The sequence below is a fragment of the Vibrio sp. 661 genome (genome assembly GCF_033339315.1).
In the GTDB taxonomy this organism is placed as follows: domain Bacteria; phylum Pseudomonadota; class Gammaproteobacteria; order Enterobacterales; family Vibrionaceae; genus Vibrio; species Vibrio alginolyticus.
Map to the genome: position 1 here is coordinate 76294 of NZ_JAWOUJ010000001.1, position 16373 is coordinate 92666.

At 46.4% G+C, this 16373-nt stretch carries 16 protein-coding genes; 7 read left to right on the forward strand and 9 right to left on the reverse strand.

Features of this window, described 5'->3' with window-relative positions:
* Nucleotides 1–57 precede the first annotated feature (57 nt).
* Nucleotides 58–1284, reverse strand: coding sequence for a sodium/glutamate symporter (gene gltS / locus R7P69_RS00405; RefSeq protein ID WP_025768732.1), 1227 nt, complete (start codon nucleotides 1282–1284; stop codon nucleotides 58–60).
* A 413-nt stretch (nucleotides 1285–1697) separates the two neighbouring features.
* On the opposite strand from gltS (R7P69_RS00405), the gene R7P69_RS00410 reads away from it, so the two are divergent.
* From R7P69_RS00410 to R7P69_RS00420, 3 genes are read left to right on the forward strand one after another with little or no spacing between them, the layout of a single operon-like run.
* Nucleotides 1698–2069 (forward strand): GntR family transcriptional regulator, encoded by a 372-nt coding sequence (locus tag R7P69_RS00410; RefSeq protein ID WP_005374444.1) that lies wholly within the window; start codon nucleotides 1698–1700, stop codon nucleotides 2067–2069.
* Nucleotides 2066–2923, forward strand: a complete 858-nt coding sequence (locus R7P69_RS00415; RefSeq protein WP_005374445.1) for an ABC transporter ATP-binding protein — start codon at nucleotides 2066–2068, stop codon at nucleotides 2921–2923. The genes R7P69_RS00410 and R7P69_RS00415 overlap by 4 nt, the downstream gene beginning before the upstream one ends.
* Nucleotides 2923–3753, forward strand: a complete 831-nt coding sequence (locus R7P69_RS00420) for a hypothetical protein (RefSeq protein WP_054576512.1) — start codon at nucleotides 2923–2925, stop codon at nucleotides 3751–3753. The genes R7P69_RS00415 and R7P69_RS00420 overlap by 1 nt, the downstream gene beginning before the upstream one ends.
* Nucleotides 3754–3852: 99 nt before the next feature.
* Here the strand turns inward: R7P69_RS00420 and gltS (R7P69_RS00425) are convergent, their stop codons facing one another.
* On the reverse strand, nucleotides 3853–5088 hold the full coding sequence (gltS, locus tag R7P69_RS00425; protein WP_005374448.1) for a sodium/glutamate symporter: 1236 nt from the start codon (nucleotides 5086–5088) through the stop codon (nucleotides 3853–3855).
* Nucleotides 5089–5950: 862 nt separating this feature from the next.
* On the opposite strand from gltS (R7P69_RS00425), the gene R7P69_RS00430 reads away from it, so the two are divergent.
* The 4 genes from R7P69_RS00430 (at nucleotide 5951) to R7P69_RS00445 (ending at nucleotide 9609) form a co-directional block, all read left to right on the forward strand.
* Entirely contained in the window at nucleotides 5951–6745 is a 795-nt protein-coding gene (locus tag R7P69_RS00430) for a DUF4344 domain-containing metallopeptidase (RefSeq protein WP_054578570.1), read from the forward strand.
* 24 nt (nucleotides 6746–6769) lie between these two features.
* On the forward strand, nucleotides 6770–7156 hold the full coding sequence (locus R7P69_RS00435) for a thiol-disulfide oxidoreductase DCC family protein (protein ID WP_053350112.1): 387 nt from the start codon (nucleotides 6770–6772) through the stop codon (nucleotides 7154–7156).
* 175 nt (nucleotides 7157–7331) lie between these two features.
* Nucleotides 7332–8993 (forward strand): methyl-accepting chemotaxis protein, encoded by a 1662-nt coding sequence (locus R7P69_RS00440; RefSeq protein WP_021707578.1) that lies wholly within the window; start codon nucleotides 7332–7334, stop codon nucleotides 8991–8993.
* A 121-nt stretch (nucleotides 8994–9114) separates the two neighbouring features.
* Nucleotides 9115–9609: a peptidylprolyl isomerase gene (locus tag R7P69_RS00445; protein ID WP_054575272.1), complete on the forward strand. Its 495-nt coding sequence runs from the start codon at nucleotides 9115–9117 to the stop codon at nucleotides 9607–9609.
* A 115-nt stretch (nucleotides 9610–9724) separates the two neighbouring features.
* Here R7P69_RS00445 and R7P69_RS00450 read toward each other — a convergent pair whose 3' ends face one another.
* The 7 genes from R7P69_RS00450 to R7P69_RS00480 all read right to left on the reverse strand — a co-directional run bounded on the left by R7P69_RS00450 (nucleotide 9725) and on the right by R7P69_RS00480 (nucleotide 16365).
* Complete coding sequence (locus R7P69_RS00450; RefSeq protein WP_054575273.1) at nucleotides 9725–10360, reverse strand: DUF2268 domain-containing putative Zn-dependent protease; 636 nt, start codon at nucleotides 10358–10360, stop codon at nucleotides 9725–9727.
* A 68-nt stretch (nucleotides 10361–10428) separates the two neighbouring features.
* Nucleotides 10429–11220 carry a LytR/AlgR family response regulator transcription factor gene (locus tag R7P69_RS00455; protein ID WP_238952376.1) on the reverse strand — a complete coding sequence of 264 codons (792 nt, stop codon included), beginning with the start codon at nucleotides 11218–11220 and terminating at the stop codon, nucleotides 10429–10431.
* Between the two features lie 15 nt (nucleotides 11221–11235).
* Nucleotides 11236–12258, reverse strand: a complete 1023-nt coding sequence (locus tag R7P69_RS00460) for a sensor histidine kinase (protein WP_005374473.1) — start codon at nucleotides 12256–12258, stop codon at nucleotides 11236–11238.
* The gene (locus R7P69_RS00465; RefSeq protein ID WP_238952377.1) at nucleotides 12259–13587 is read right to left on the reverse strand and encodes a hypothetical protein; all 1329 of its coding nucleotides are present in this window, start codon (nucleotides 13585–13587) and stop codon (nucleotides 12259–12261) included.
* A 45-nt stretch (nucleotides 13588–13632) separates the two neighbouring features.
* Nucleotides 13633–14418, reverse strand: coding sequence for an outer membrane lipoprotein-sorting protein (locus tag R7P69_RS00470; protein ID WP_005374475.1), 786 nt, complete (start codon nucleotides 14416–14418; stop codon nucleotides 13633–13635).
* Nucleotides 14411–15679 carry an ABC transporter permease gene (locus R7P69_RS00475; RefSeq protein ID WP_005374476.1) on the reverse strand — a complete coding sequence of 423 codons (1269 nt, stop codon included), beginning with the start codon at nucleotides 15677–15679 and terminating at the stop codon, nucleotides 14411–14413. The genes R7P69_RS00470 and R7P69_RS00475 overlap by 8 nt, the downstream gene beginning before the upstream one ends.
* Entirely contained in the window at nucleotides 15667–16365 is a 699-nt protein-coding gene (locus tag R7P69_RS00480) for an ABC transporter ATP-binding protein (RefSeq protein WP_005374479.1), read from the reverse strand. Before R7P69_RS00480 ends, R7P69_RS00475 begins: the two co-directional genes overlap by 13 nt.
* Nucleotides 16366–16373 lie beyond the last annotated feature (8 nt).

The window sequence follows — 16373 nt, forward strand, 5'->3', positions numbered from 1 at the left end:
AAATGGCAAAGCCAGCGTATAGGTGCTGGCTTTGTTATTTCGGTAAAAAAGCGAATGTTATTTAATAAAAGCGATGCATCCTTGCAAAATCACTAAATTCACAATGTCGATGAAGAATGCACCGACAATTGGAACCACCATAAATGCTTGTGGTGATGGACCATATCGACTCACGATGGAGCCCATATTCATGACCGCAGTCGGTGTAGCACCTAACCCAAAACCGCAGTGTCCGCTAGCGATCACCGCCGCATCGTAGTTGCCTCCCATCATGCGGAATGTTACGTAGTAAGTGAACATCGCCAACACTGCCGACTGAATAGCAAGAATAATAAGGAATGGGATCGCAAGATCGAAAATATTCCACAATTTCAAACTCATCAAGGCCATGGCAAGAAATAGAGATAGTGCAACCGTGCCAAGAATATCAACGGTTTCTAAATCAACCTTGCGCGCCTTCGTCACTTCCATGATGTTAGTGATAACAACACCAATAAACAGCGCATAAACAAAATCGGGAATCATTAACCACTTGATGTCAAAACTGCTTACCCAACTCTCCAGATACTTCGCGCCTGTCACGCAAAGTAGAATGATGGACAAGCTTTCAACGACTCTTTTCGCTGTGACACGATCTTCCTCATGTTCGTTGTACGTCACCAGTTCAGGGAAACTCTGATGACTTTGATTGGTGCGTCCGTATTCCGATTCCAAGTTGTGTTTGTTTAGTAGCTTTTGTGCAACAGGGCTGCCAATAATCCCGCCCATCACCAAGCCAAATGTAGCAGAAGCCATTGCCACCTCTAGAACATTATGCAAACCATACATTTCTTGAAAAGTTTGCGACCACGCAGCTCCAGTTCCATGTCCGCCAGAAAGCGTAATGGATCCGGCGATCAACCCCATGAGTGGATCTAACCCCAACGCTGTTGCTAAGGACACGCCGACCGCATTTTGGATAAGAATGTAGACCGATGCCACAACTAGGAAGATGAAAACCTTCGCACCGCCTTTAATCAGTTGGGTGTAATTTGCCGCTAAGCCAACGGTTGCAAAAAACATCAGCATAAAGACGTTTTGCAGTGGTAAATCAAAGGAAACATCCACACCGTTTAAGTGCATCGTCGTGATTACGCAAGCGACCACTAGACCACCAACAATTGGCTCTGGAATATTAAATTTTTTTAAGGTTGGTAACTTGGTATTGATGAACTGCCCTAAAAACAACACGCAAATTGCGACGAGGAACGACTCCTGTGGGCCGATAGATATTACCTGATTCATGAGACCTCTTTACTCTACTCTTTCTCATTCATTGAGCACGCGCTCAACGTGAGATAGGTGCCTAAGCCAGTCAGATTGCCTCTCGAAACTTTTGTTTTCTAGGCCTCTTTGACCATTGATTCTCATCAAGTAAGAAATAGGCAGACCTAAAATTATGCTAATTATCATTCAGTGAGAATATTCATTTAGAACAGGCGATAAGTGTATTGATGGGAAGAGAAAAACAACACTTCTCAACTTATGAGAAGCAATTAATTTCCATATAAAACAAAACCTCAAAACAACGACCACATAGGTGGATATTTAGAGCGAATGAGACAGGCGGATACACTAGGTTTTAAATTATTACTTTCTCTCTAACGCACTAGGTGTTATACATATATATAACACCATCTCAACCAAGAGATTCACTCATGACTAATTGGCATGATCGCCAACCGATATTTCGACAGTTGGCAGACCAGATCACGCAGCAAATACTGCAAGGTGTCTGGCAAGAAGGCGATGCTCTGCCCTCCGTCCGTAGCATCTCTGCAGATATGAAAATTAACCACCTCACCGTTATGAAAGGCTATCAATTGCTTGTTGATGACGGGCTAGTGGAGAAAAAACGCGGTCAAGGTATGTTTGTCGCTTCAGGAGCAAAGCTCAAATTACTCGCAGACGAGAAGGCACGTTTTCTTCAGCAACAAATTCCGCAGATAGCCGACACAATACAGCGTCTGGATATGTCACTCGACGAATTCATTCAACAACTAAAACCACACTTGAAAGGTGACCAATGAGCGCATTAGTCAGTGTAAACAACGTCTCCAAGCAATATCAGCAACAAGGAGAAGCACTGCATGAAGTGAGTTTCGACCTACATGCAGGACAAGTACTTGGCTTACTCGGCCATAATGGCGCAGGTAAATCAACGCTTATTAATGCGCTACTCGGCGCACATGAATATCAGGGCACTATTCGTATCAACGGATTTGAACCCATTATGCAACGCGACAAGATAATGCAGAGCTTATCCTACATCTCGGATGTCAACGTTCTGCCAGATTGGATGACCGTTGCTCAACTGCTTCACTATACCGAAGGCGTGCATCCAGGGTTCAATCGCGCCCAAGCAGATACACTGCTTCGTCAAACGGACATCAAACCTCGTGCGCGCATCAAATCTTTATCCAAAGGGATGAAGGTGCAATTGCACCTCGCGATTGTGATCGCGACCAACACCCAAATCCTCATATTGGATGAACCGACACTCGGGTTAGATCTCGTGTATCGCGAGACGTTTTATCGTCACTTATTGGAATGGTTTCACGACGGCGAGCGCGTGTTGATCATCGCCAGTCATGAAGTATCAGAGATTGAGCACTTGCTGACAGATGTTCTGATTCTTAAGCATGGTCGCCCCGTTCTGCAAACCTCGATGGACAGTATCAGTGAAGACTATTTCATTCTTGAAGCCAACGACGAGCACCGCACACAAATTGAAGCGATGAACCCACTCTCGTCACAAAAAGGCCTCGGTTCAACGAAATGGTTACTCAAAGCCCAGTATGCCCAACAAGCAGAAACAATGGGTTCCATCCATGGGGTGAAGTTAGCGGATCTATTTTTAGCATTGCAGAAGGAGGCAGCGTAATGCGTTCAGTTGTCGCGATGTTGCAAAAAGAGTGGTTAGAAAACCCTCTTGTTTTACGTATTCCACTGTTTGTGTTGGCGTGTGGAGTTATTCTCTTTGTGAGTTTAATGAGTAACGACACTCTACAACACAATATGTTTTTCCAAATGAGCTTTGGTGGCGATGTCAGTGACATTCACAAAGAGCTTGGTGATGATGTCAATATGTTGATTACCGGAGGAGCAGGGCTGCTGTCTATCTTGTTAGCCGTTCAGTACTTCCCAAGAACGCTACGCAAAGAACGGGCGGAAGGCAGCATTATGTTTTGGCGCAGTATGCCTGTCAGTGACATAAAAACCCATTTAGTGAAGCTAGGATTTGGCTTATTGGTGATTCCGCTCGTCTGCTCGGTGCTCGTACTCGCTGCAAATTTAATGTTGTGGTTGCTGAACATCTCTACTGATCACCAATTGGCTTTATTGTACCGCCAAGCCTCGTTAGGTTACGTGCTGCTGCATTGGGGAGAGTTTTTAATCAGAATGTTGTTCGCCGGTATTCTGCTGTTACCGCTGGCATTAACTGCGATGGCTATTTCACAAAAAGTGAACTCACCACTGGTCATTTTGTTTATCGCCATTTATGCGCTGCGTTGGATGCCTATCGCACTTTTTGGTTTCTACGGGCTAGATCAGTTTTTCTCCGAAGTGCTTTACCTTCCGCTGCACGCCATTATTACACCAAACCCATTCAATGCCATTCCTCAAGCGGGTTGGTTAAACGTTGGCATTTACGCCTTCATTGGTATTCTTGGTTGGACAGCTAGCCTCAAGTTCAGCCGAACTATCCAATAATGCTTCGTTCAATAAACGACCAAACCAAGTCATAAAAAAACGGTCACAACCAGTGTTGTGACCGTTTTATTTCGCCTCTAGGAGCTCATCCACTTAACTTTAACCAAGGAATGAAATGTAGCCTTGCAAGATAATTAAGTTGACGATGTCGATAAAGAAAGCGCCCACAATTGGCACCACCATAAATGCTTGTGGCGACGGGCCAAATCGGTTAACGATTGAACCCATGTTCATTACGGCTGTTGGGGTTGCACCCAAGCCAAAACCGCAGTGCCCCCCTGCAATAACCGCAGCATCGTAGTTGCTTCCCATCACTTTGAACGTAACATAGTACGTAAAGATAGCTAAGACGACAGACTGCACAGCTAAAATAACCAAGAATGGAATCGCTAGATCAAAGATATTCCATAACTTCAAGCTCATCAGAGCCATCGCTAGGAATAGAGATAGCGATACCGTACCTAACATATCGACCGTTTCGGCATCTAACTTACGAATCTTGGTCACTTCCAAGAAATTCGTAATGATCACACCAATGAATAGCGCATATACGAAGTCTGGAATCATCAGCCATGAGATTTCATACGTGCTTACCCATTGCTCGACATACTTGGCCCCAGTAACACAGATCAGTAGGAAGAAGAGTTTCTCCACCACTTTTTTCGCCGTTACTTTATCTTCTTCGTATTCATTGTAAGTCACCAACTCCGGGAATTTCTCGTGAGTTTTGGCATCTCGACCACCACGACCATACTCAGACTCTATGCTGTTCTTTTCCACCAGACGCTGCGCTACAGGGCTACCAATGATACCGCCGATGATCAAACCAAAAGTCGCTGATGCCATCGCAATTTCTAAGACGTTATCCAATCCATACACGTCTTGAAAGGTTTGTGACCACGCAGCACCTGTACCATGACCACCTGACAGAGTAATCGAGCCAGCAATTAACCCCATCAAAGGATCTAAACCGAGCGCCGCCGCAAGTGAAACGCCAACGCCGTTTTGTATGATGATGTAAAACGATGCGACAGCTAAGAAGATAAAAACCTTCGCACCTCCTTTCATCAACTGAGTGTAATTTGCGGCCAAACCAACTGTCGCAAAAAACATTAACATAAACGTATTTTGTAATGGCAAGTCGAACTCTAAGTCGATGCCGTTGAAATGAAGAGCAGTAATCATGCAGGCCACAATAAGACCACCTACAATCGGCTCAGGTATGTTGAATTTCTTTAAAATCGGTAGCTTAGCATTAATAAAATGCCCCAGGAAAAGCACACTGATTGCGACCAAGAAGGACTCCAGTGCACCTACAGATATTAAATGATTCATATCGCCTCTTATTATTGTTCTCTTCATTCTCCGTAATGAATGAGTGTTAGTTTAACCTTCGTTCAATAGCAAATTTTCTCGCTTTATTGTTTCGAAAATACTCAAAAAGTTGGTGTAGATGCGCCTTAGGCTAGTTTAAGGGGCGCTCCTTAAGCAATGTGTCAGTTTTTACGCTGTTAGCAAGCCCTTAAATGTGAAAGGAGCTGATACAGCTCCTTCAAATGGCCCCTCGCAATACCTGTGCGTTATCGCTTGGGGTGTCGTGTTGTGAGTAAATTCTGGGTGACACTTTCTGAACCACTTCGGGCTCCCTTACTTAAACAGAATGTGTCAATTACTATCAAACAAAGTTCCTTCCCGTTGTAACCGCTAAACGCCGAGAGCGCGTTCAAAACAATTGGGTTTGCCTGTTCCTGTCGTAGCTTTTCAACTCTGGCTCATGGTGTATAAACGAGCCGAATCCAAGGAAACTCTCAGGCTGCAACAAACGTTTTCGTTACAACGGAGCAGGATTATAACATATCGCTGATAATTTTCTTCAATTCAGTGACATTCACCAACCCCATGGTTAAACCTTGCAATGATTAACTGCCTATTATCATTTTCACAGATAAAGATCGAAGCACAGTTACTCAGTAAGCTTCTTAGAAAACGATGCATAGCCAATAACTTCACCGCCGTTCTTATCCAAGAGGTCTTGATAAACGCCCTAGAGAACCAAGCCGCCGAAATATGCGATGTTATCATGATTGCTTTTCGAGACCGATGCCCCGACTTTGGCTGATGAGTACAACCCCAACTATGCATCAGGCAAAAACATGTATAATTTTTTATACAAGTTATTCAATAACAAGAGTCCCACATGAACATTCATTCGCTTTGCCCTGCGCTATTACTCAGCGTCGTCTCATCAGCTACAGCAGCTGAAAGCATTCGTATTCAATATTCTCCCGTAGAGACAACTCATGAAAAAATCGCCCAACAATCGATTCAAAGCAGCGATGTAAACACCATCTTTGTTGAGCTATCTCAGGCCCACTTTCCATTTGATAAAGCTCTCACGCTGGTTTACGGCGGAGAAGATGGTCCAATGTATGATCCTGAGACACACACAATATACGTTCCTTACACTTTTTATTTGGAGTCGCTCAATTACTTCTCCAATAATCAGTATGAAGAACGCTTCGGAAAATCCCCAAAAACAGGGGCGCTAGATACGTTATTGCACACTTTACTTCATGAAGCTGGGCATGCTTACATCGAAGATCAAAGCATCCCTGTTCTCGGAAAAGAAGAAGATGCGGTCGATAATTTTGCCACTATTTTAATGATTGACTTCCTAGAAGATGGCGCAGATATGGCCATTAGCGCCGCCGACATGTTCGCATTCGAATCCGACGACAGACCGGACTACTACGATTTTGGCGAGTACATTGACGAACACAGCTTTGATTTGCAGCGTTACTTTTCAACGTTATGTCTGGTGTACGGTAGTGATCCTGAGCAATACAAAGCCTTACTCGATGAAGTAGAAAAAGACTACCTGCGTGATCGCAAAGAGTTCTGCCAATTCAATTACGGCAACATTCGCGACAATTGGCTGCATTACTTGCAAAACAATGAACCAAAAGAAAATTCGCCACGTAAAAGCGATTAGAAAATCTCAAATAAGAAAACCGCAATGACAAAACTCACCATATTTTATGACGGAACCTGCCCGCTTTGTGCCAAAGAGATGAAGGCGCTAAAACAACGCGATTCCAAGCAGCACATCAAAACCGTCGATATCTATAGTGATACATTCGCAGATTATCCGCAGATCGATCCTGAACAAGCCAACACCATTTTGCACGCCCTCAACGAAAAGGGGGAACTTCTGCTTGGGTTGGACGTGACTCATCGTGCGTGGCAATTAGTTGGTCGCGGTTGGCTCTACGCTCCACTGCGTTGGCGCCTCGTTAAACCTGTTGCTGACTGGCTTTACCTCAAATTCGCAAAGAATAGGTATCGCGTCTCATATTGGTTAACAGGGACTTCTCGTTGCAATAGTGGGTCGTGTTCACGTTAATTGTGATCCCGCTTAAAAATGCTACGACCTTCGTCTAGATTTACAAATTTCCAGTACTTCTGATTGATTAACTCGGTTAATCTCTAAGCATTACAACAATAAGTATTAACACTTTTATCAGGCAAGCTTATTCAGCTTGTCACTTGTAACGCTGCGCCGAGAGAAGGACGTCTCTATGAATCTGACGATCAGAAAACGACTATATATCCTTTCAATAATTCCAATTCTAACTATGGCAATAGGCATGATGTGGTTCACCTACGTACAAACCACGGCCTACAACGAGCACGAGATTGAGCAAACTCGAAGTCGAATGATGGAGATGAAAAAAGCCGAACTCAAAAGTTACGTACAAATGGCGCGTTCCGCTGTCGAGCCGCTACTCGCACAAAATGCCCCACTGGAAGAAGCATTGCCTATCTTGAAACAGTTGGAGTTCGGTCAATCCGGCTACATCTTTGGTTATGATTCAAAAGGCGTTCGCGTCGTGGTGGGTAAAAACACCAAAGGCATCGGGGAAAACTTCTATAACTTGCAGGACAAGAAAGGCAATTACCTGATTCAGGATTTGCTAAAAAATGCCAAAACTGGTGAGTTCACGACTTATTACTTCCCGAAACTCGGTCAGAGTGAAGCACTACCGAAACTGAGCTACTCAGTCTTTATTCCTGAATGGGACTTGATGTTGGGAACGGGTTTCTACACGGACGATATCGACGCCATTGTGGCAGACATGGAAAAAGCCGCACACGAAGATCTCAACACCACACTAACTGCGATAGCCCTGTTTTGTGCCTCGATTACAGCGATAGTTGCAGTCTTTGCCGTGTTTGTTAACCGCAGCATCATGAAGCCTATTGAGCAGTTTGATGCTTCAATTCACTCTTTCGCACAAGGCGATGCAGATTTAACCGCGCGCATGGAAGAATCGAGCGTGCCGGAGTTCACGCAGCTGAGCCGCAACTTCAATATCTTCGTTGAAAGCCTGCAAGGCATCATCAAGAGCGTTAGCCACGTAGGACAAGAAGTGGTTTCAGAGACCAACGAGATGTCACAGCGTGCATCGCAAGTGGATGAATTAGCTTCTGGTCAACGTGAAGAGACCGAACAAGTCGCAGCGGCAATGACCGAGATGACAGCAACGGCGCACGAGATTTCAAACAACGCTAACCAAGCAGCGCAATCAGCCAGAGACGCCGATGAAAACTCACAACAAGCAAAACACATTGTTGATTCCGCAGCAAACTCTGTCGAAGCGCTCGCTTTAGAAGTGTCAGAGGCCAGCACGGTGATTTCTCGCTTAGAAAGCGATGTACAGAACATTTCTTCTTCGCTAGAAGTGATTCAAGACATCGCCGAGCAAACCAACCTATTGGCACTGAACGCAGCCATTGAAGCAGCCCGTGCAGGCGAACAAGGTCGCGGCTTCGCAGTCGTTGCCGATGAGGTCCGTAAACTGGCGAGTCGCACTCAAGACAGCACAGGCGAAATTCACCAAATGATTGAGCAGTTGAAGTCTGGCTCGGATGCGGCAGTGAAAGCCATGGGTTCGAGCCAAGCGCGCGGTGAAGCAACGGTTGAGGAAGCACGAGCTGCCTCTGCCGCACTGCAAGAAATCCAAGCCGCAATTGCTAACATCATGGACATGAACACCCTGATCGCAACGGCAACCGAAGAGCAAAGCCAAGTTGGGCAAGAGATTTCACAACGTATTGAAGTGATCTCTCAACAAAGCAGCCAATCGGCGCACCTTGCGAATCAAAACCGCGCAGGTAGTGGCAACCTAAACCACAAAGCTAACGAGCTATACGACTTGGTCGGTCGCTTTACGGTTTAACGCTTTCCTCACCCACTCACCATGCAAACAGCGACGCCAAAACGTCGCTGTTTTTATTTCTGCTATCCTCATACGACTTAGCTATAATGCCGCCAACTTAGCACCCATAAGGGCAAACCAGATGATTATTATGACCACCAATTTCGGTGACATCGAGATTGAACTGAACCTAGAACGAGCGCCAGTTAGCTCAAAGAACTTCAAAAAATACTGTGAAGATGGCTTCTACAACGGCACCATTTTCCACCGCGTTATCGATGGCTTTATGATTCAAGGTGGCGGTCACACCGAAGACATGGCAGAAAAGCCAACGCGCGGACCAATCGCGAACGAAGCAAACCGTGGTCTAAAGAACCTTGTTGGCACTATCGCAATGGCGCGTACCGATGCACCGCACTCTGCAACGGCACAGTTCTTCATTAACTTGGAAGACAATGATTTCCTAGACCACACTGCAACTACCAACCTAGGCTGGGGCTACGCCGTGTTTGGTAAAGTGACCGCGGGTATGGATGTCGTAAATCGCATCGCGAAAGTGAAAACGACCTCTAAGCTTGGTCACGATGATGTGCCATGCGATCCAATCATTATTGAGAAAGTGACAGTCAGCGAATAAGCCCATTCATCTCTTCGGAGAAGTCGTCGCTATAACGACAAAAGCGCCTAACGTCTGATGACTTAGGCGCTTTTTGTTTTTATGACTCAGCCGATTAGTTGGGCTTATAACGAAGTTATTGATAGAAAAGCTCAGCTTTGGCTCCAACCAAATCAAGCTCAGAGCCTTGAAAATCAGCCAGATATTCAGCAACAAGGTTGTACCCAACCCAATACCCCATGTATTTCGGCCAGCGGCTTTCATCGCTGCCAAGAAAGTAAGCGTCGAAGTTGTAATCTAAGCTGGTCAACTTGCCTTTCATCTCAGCGTAGAAAGGGCGCCAATCTTGATCTTTGATTTGCTCAAACAAGGTCGGAGTGACGCCGCCATTCACCTTACGTTCGAAGTGACAAGCTAACCCTTCCATAATTAGTACATCACCAAGTGCAACGCCACTTTCTCCCGCTCGCATACGGAACAGGTGATGCAACTCATGCGCAAACACCGCAGCTAGTTCTTTCTCAATAACGTTTTTAATATCAGTACGTTGAGTATCAAGCAGAATCTCTACACGATAGGCACTTAAGCAATAGCCACCAATCCCCGTCTGCGGTACGTCATTGCGATCAAACGGGCTAATGGTGAGGTCAATGTTACTCAAATCAAAGTAACTAGAAAGTTGTGAGCTCAGATCATCAAGTTTCTGATGCAAATACTCAGAGATTGGAGACAGTTCTCCCGTCGCATTTAACAGGGTTACGCGATAACTCATTTATCTTCCTTGATAATGTGGGTTAAGAGCAGCGAGTTTACAGTGTAAAGAGTGAGCAGTTCTAGCGATTACATTCCTTTGAATAAACTTTGAGATGCACGGCTCACAGGGAGCTTGTTTTCTCCAACGTGAACAAACATTCTGCCAGCAAAGTCTTTGTTTACTTTGTTAATTTTGCACACTTGCACCACGCTTGAACGGTGCACTTGCCAGAACTGTTCTGGGTTAAGCTGCCCTATCAACTCTTTCAACGATGTGCGAATCAAATACTCCTGCACTTTGCCTTGTCCTTGTTGGGCATACACAGAAACGTATTTTTCTTCCGCTTTGAAATACAACACATCAGACGTAGCAATCAGATGAATATCTTCCCCTTGCGTCGCTTTGATCCACTGAAGATATTGCGGCGTTTGTGGCGCAGATAATTGCTGCAACTGTTCTAACAGATTGCTCATCTGCACATTGCTGCTTTCTTGCTCTCGCTTAGCAAGGCGTGCTTTCACTCTTTCACACGTCGTCAGCAAGCGCTCATCCGAGATAGGCTTGAGCAAATAATCGGCGGCATTTTGCTCAAAAGCTTTGATGGCGTAATCATCGTACGCGGTGACAAATACAATCAAAGGTGGATTGGCGAGTTGATTGAGTTTTTGCGCTAATGTCATGCCATCCAAAACTGGCATACGAATATCAAGAAACGCAATGTCAGGTTGGCATTGCTCAATGGCTTGCAACGCTTGTTCACCATCGGCGACTTTAGCTATTACCTCTAACTCTGGCCACACTTCAGCTAGGCTTTTATCAAGATGACGCCTCAATAGCGGTTCATCATCAGCAATAATGGCAGTAAACCCTGTATTCATTCCTTTCTTCCTTGATTACGATTCCATCGGCCAGCTCAGGCGAACACAAACGCCACCCTGAGCAGACTCACTGATAGAGACCTCTCCTTGCCCTGCGAACAAAGCTTCAACTCGCTGCTTGAGATTACTTAGACCCACTCCAGAGCCCATGTGCCCACTAACGTGATTCAAGCCAACACCCGTGTCTCTGACTTCAATCAGCAAGTTCTGTTGTTTGCGCTTAATCAGCAAACAGACTTCACCGCCTTCTCGCTTCGGTTCAATACCATGGATGATGGCGTTTTCGATTAAAGGCTGGAGCATCATCGGCGGTAACTCGGTTCTGCCTAACCCCTCTTCCACCTCAATCTTGTAACTGAGTCGATCACCCAAACGAGTTTGTTGGATGCCTAAGTAAGCCTCAATTAACGCCGTTTCATTGTCTATGGTGGTGTGCTCTTCGCGTGAGCTTTTGAGCGTTGCACGCAGCAGCGCGGTTAACTGTTCTAGCATCAGCTTGGCTTTATCGACATCTTGCGACATGAGTGCACTGATATTCGCCAAGGTATTGAATAGGAAATGCGGTTCAATCTGGCTTTGCATCTGCTTAAGCTGACTCAGCAATAGCGCACGATCTTGCTCTGCTTTCTCGCGTTTGATGGCCTCTAACTCTCTTTGAGCGATTGCATGTTGCTCGCGTGAATAGAAATAGAAAAAGCACATGGCACTGAATAACAACCCCATGAGACCAACCGACAGCATACTTGAGATACCGAAGTATTCCCCAAGCCAAAGCTGAGCGTTCACCACACCAAACAATAGGCAAGCCGTCAGCGAAATAGCCACTTCCGCCAAACGAGGAATGGTAGGAAACAGGCGGTCGACAAGCCATGAGAAGAAGATAGCCGAATAGCCAAATCCAAAGCTAACCACCACATGAATGTAGAATGGACCGCCCCAAACCGAGAGCGTCATTGCTGCGATAAAGAGACAAAATGCCGTAGTCACTAATAAGCTACGCGGCCATCCACTTTTCACCACTGATTTTGCTGAACACATTTAGAATTTCCCTTTGATGTTAAATACAATCATATGCTTATCATTGATTTGTGCGTAAGCAGATTGGTCGTCTCCGGTTAAAAAGCGTGCGGCAACTTCCACTTCTACACTTTGATCGCCAGTATCAATCCATTGGTAGTTAAGCCACTGCGTGACAATCACACCACCATCTTGTGGCGACAGCATCACATCCAACGTGGGGGTTACATCACTTAGCCAGCCCATATCCGCTTTGCCGTTCCATGCAGCCCACGCTTCCACATCCCAACTCCAATGCAGCATTAGGTTATGCTGAACGATATTGGCATGCTGAAACCCTTGGGCGTAGCTTGTTGCAAGTAGAGACGTTTGGGGATTAATGGTTTCAGAGAGTAGTTCGCCACGCTCTATTGCTTGTAGCCATTCGCTTTTCGACCATGCTCGGCTGTCGTACCAATATTCGGCAATCACGTTGTGTCCGGCTTGGTTTGCCCAGTTCAATCCAATTAAGGCTTGGAATGCGTTGCCCTGCTTCTCAACCGAAACGGGTCGGTAAAGATCATCCTGCTGAAATTGATAGCCGACACTTTGCTTTTGCCACAGCATGGAACCGTTCATGGCGATGGATTCATCCCACACAGCAATGGCACTGGCTCCGAGTAAACCTCGGCGCACATCATCGTAATAACCAATAAGTTGATACTCGGTGTCACCCACCAGCGCATAACGACGAATACCAACACCTTGTTGCTCTGCGGCTTGATCCAGTGCACTTTGGTCTTGTTGCCCCCAGCTTGAATCCGTCGCAATCACCGTCCACTCGCCTTCCATATCGTAGTGTGAAAGTGAAAACACACCCGCACCTTCTTCTGCGACTAAGCCTACAGGGTTTTGTCGATACGGCTTAAACAGATCCAAAGGTCGGTAGCCATAGCCGACGCCCCAATCCACGCGCAACTTACCCAAACTCACATCAAGAGTGGTATCACCGACTTGCCACTCTCCTAGCCAAGCCAGCTCTCGAATCAGCAGTTGGTTATCAGCTTCACTCCACCAATCACTCTTTCCTTGTTGATTGAGGTACAAACCTTGTCTGTACAGAGCAAACAAGCCACTGAAGTTGTGATAATTCACCTGTACATCCAACAGTGCATTAAGTGAATCACGAGAACTGCCCTGCGCTTGCATAAATGCGCTATCACGCTGCTTGGCAGTTTCGTAGCTGACAGCCCAATCCCACTCAAAACTCAGCTCATCATTGGCAAAAACTGGGGCTGCTGTGCCCACACACAACGACGCAGCAATCAACAAACTGGTGCTTTTGTTAAGGTTAGGCTGGTGCGGTTTCATGTGACTTCCTTGCTCGTTTTCATCAATCTATTTACGGAGTTCAGGCTAAAGCTGAGTCGTATTGGCTTTAGGCAAATAGCTTGGGTTGTAGAACTTGTTATCCAGTTGCCAAGGCACGATTTCTTGGTACTCGATAACGGTTTTTTTGCTCGGCTGAATGCTATCAAGCAAGGTCATCTCACTGACGTAGTCTTCACCGTTGTCGGTTGCACGTCCGTATTGCGCTTGCTTGGCGAGTTTGCCAGAGCGCAAGTAAAGATCGGCTTTGATTGGAAACGCATCTTGCTCAGACAACCATAAATCGATCTTCTGATAACTCGCCCCTTTGGTTTTCGCGGTTAAGGCAAGGTGATAAGCCGCAACACTTTCCCCGTTCACCGAAACGGTTTCTGTCGCTTTCCATTCACCTTGATAATCTTGGCTCCACGTCAGCGTTGAGATGTCGCCGATAGACGCTTCACCAAGCAGCTTTTGCATTGGCGTAATGCGAATCGGACGGCGACTCTTAGGCATTTGTAGCCAATAGTTGTCGCCCATCATCAACATCTTTTGCCCTGCTTCAACCGCCGATTTGAATACCACCAGCGATTCACGATTTGGACGCGTGTACACGTGGTAAAGGCGGGTTTTATCTAACTCTTGGTCTTGATATAAGCGCACCAGAGACACCACTTTGGAGGAATCATCTTGCAAGCGGTAGCTGTCGGCTTTTTCAATCAATTGCGCAACTTGCTGTGCATCTAGCGCTGTTTCATTCGCACTGGCATTGATGCTTGCAACGCCAGTTACCGTCAGCAATGCAATTGGTAATAGTGATTTGAAATTAAACATAAATCAGTGCCTCCGTAATTGGCTTGTTCACCCCTTTGTGTGCCGAGAAAAACGCCGCAATCAAACAAATCATCAATACTGCGAATCCTGCGACAGCCACCAGCTCCCAAGAGAAGTAAATCGTCAATGGGTAACCTTCTGTGCGTCCTGGCGGTGGCGGCATTTGCACATCCACGACCATCAGTAAAATGGTGACTAGTGCAGTGAACAAGGCGCCGATTAAGCTGCCAATCACCGCAAGTAAGCCAGCTTCGCGCAAGAACCCAGCAATGATTTCGCGAGGGTAGCTACCAAGTGCTGACAAGGTGCCGATTTCACGGGTACGTTCGGTGACCGACATGGTCATGGTGTTGAACAGCGCGACAAAGACCACCAACGCCATCACTGCACCCATGATGCCGAAGATGCGGTCGTACAAATCTTTCACTTTGAGATAGAAGAACGCACGTTCTTGCCAAGGCGTGATCTCAATATCTTGATCGCCCAAGTTCTGCTTTTGCTTACTAAGAACCGAAGCTACTTGTTGCTCGACTTGGTTAGTTAAACTGGTATCGAACAGGAAGACAGATAACGCACTGACTTTGTCTGAACCGAGCAACGATTGCGCGCTGTTGATGTGTATGTAAAGTTGGCGTTTATCAAGCTCAGGCACGCCAGTTGAGTAGATGCCACGTACTTTGAAGTCATACGCATTCAATGCACCGTCGGTTGTGGTCGCCAGCAAGGTGATCCAATCGCCAACGTGCACGCTTAAGTTGTTCGCCAAATCAACGCCAAGCATCACTTCCGGCTCTGCTGGGTCATAACGCGATGCATGAATGTTGGACAGCGTTTGCCCTTCGCGCACATCTAAAAATGGTCCTTTCATATCGAATTCACGTTCGTTCACGCCAATGCCGATAAAGATCGATGATTTGTTACCGTTGGAAATCAAACCACTGAACTCAACTCGTGGTTGCACACCTCGCACTTCATTCAACCCAATCAATTGCTTGGTGATATCGTCGGCGTGAGTTAAACCGTTACTCAGTGGCATCTCTTCTTCTTTAGCGAAGTAACCCGGTGTGGTTAACGTCAGATGCCCCGTGTCACGCGCTGTCGACTCTTTCAAACTGTCGTAGGTGTACAGGCCAAAGCCACCTGCACTGGTTAATGCAAACACGGCAATGGCGATGATCAGCATCGACAATAAACTGCGGCGGCGATTGCGTTGCAGGTTCAACCAAGCAAGGCGAACCGAAACAGGAATTAGCTTGCCCATGAAACCTCCTCCACACTTGCGTGCGTTTGGGTAATTTTGCCGTCCACCAACTCAATGGTGCGGTCACAGCGGGATGCCATACGAGGGTCGTGTGTAGCGACGATAAAAGTGGTGCCAAGCTCGTGTCCAAGCCCTTTCATAATGTCGATGACCTTGTTGGCAGTTTGGCTATCAAGACTTGCGGTTGGCTCATCAGCAATCACCAACGCTGGTTTGTGCACTAACGCACGAGCAATTGCCACGCGTTGCTGCTGACCGCCAGATAGGTTATCGGGCATGTGATGAATAAACTCACCCAAGCCAACGTGTTCTAGCATTTGTGTGGCGAGCTCGGTTTGTTCTGCTTTTGAAAAACCGTTGAGGTGTAGCGGATAAGCCACGTTCTCTAACGCTGTCATCACGGGGACAAGATTGAATTTTTGGAACACAAAACCAAGCTTTTCACGGCGCATTTTCGCCGCCTGCATTTGTCCGGTTGGGTATGGGCTGCCTGCAAATGTCACCTGACCTTGGTATTGAGTATCCAGCATGCCAAGTACGTTAAGTAAGGTACTTTTGCCAGAACCAGACGGCCCGCACAATGCCACCATTTCGCCGGCAAATACTTCACCAGAAACGTCTCGCAATGCACGCACCGTTTGGCTGCCAAGGGCGTAATCGCGGCTAAGTTGATTAAAAACGATCATGACGCCTC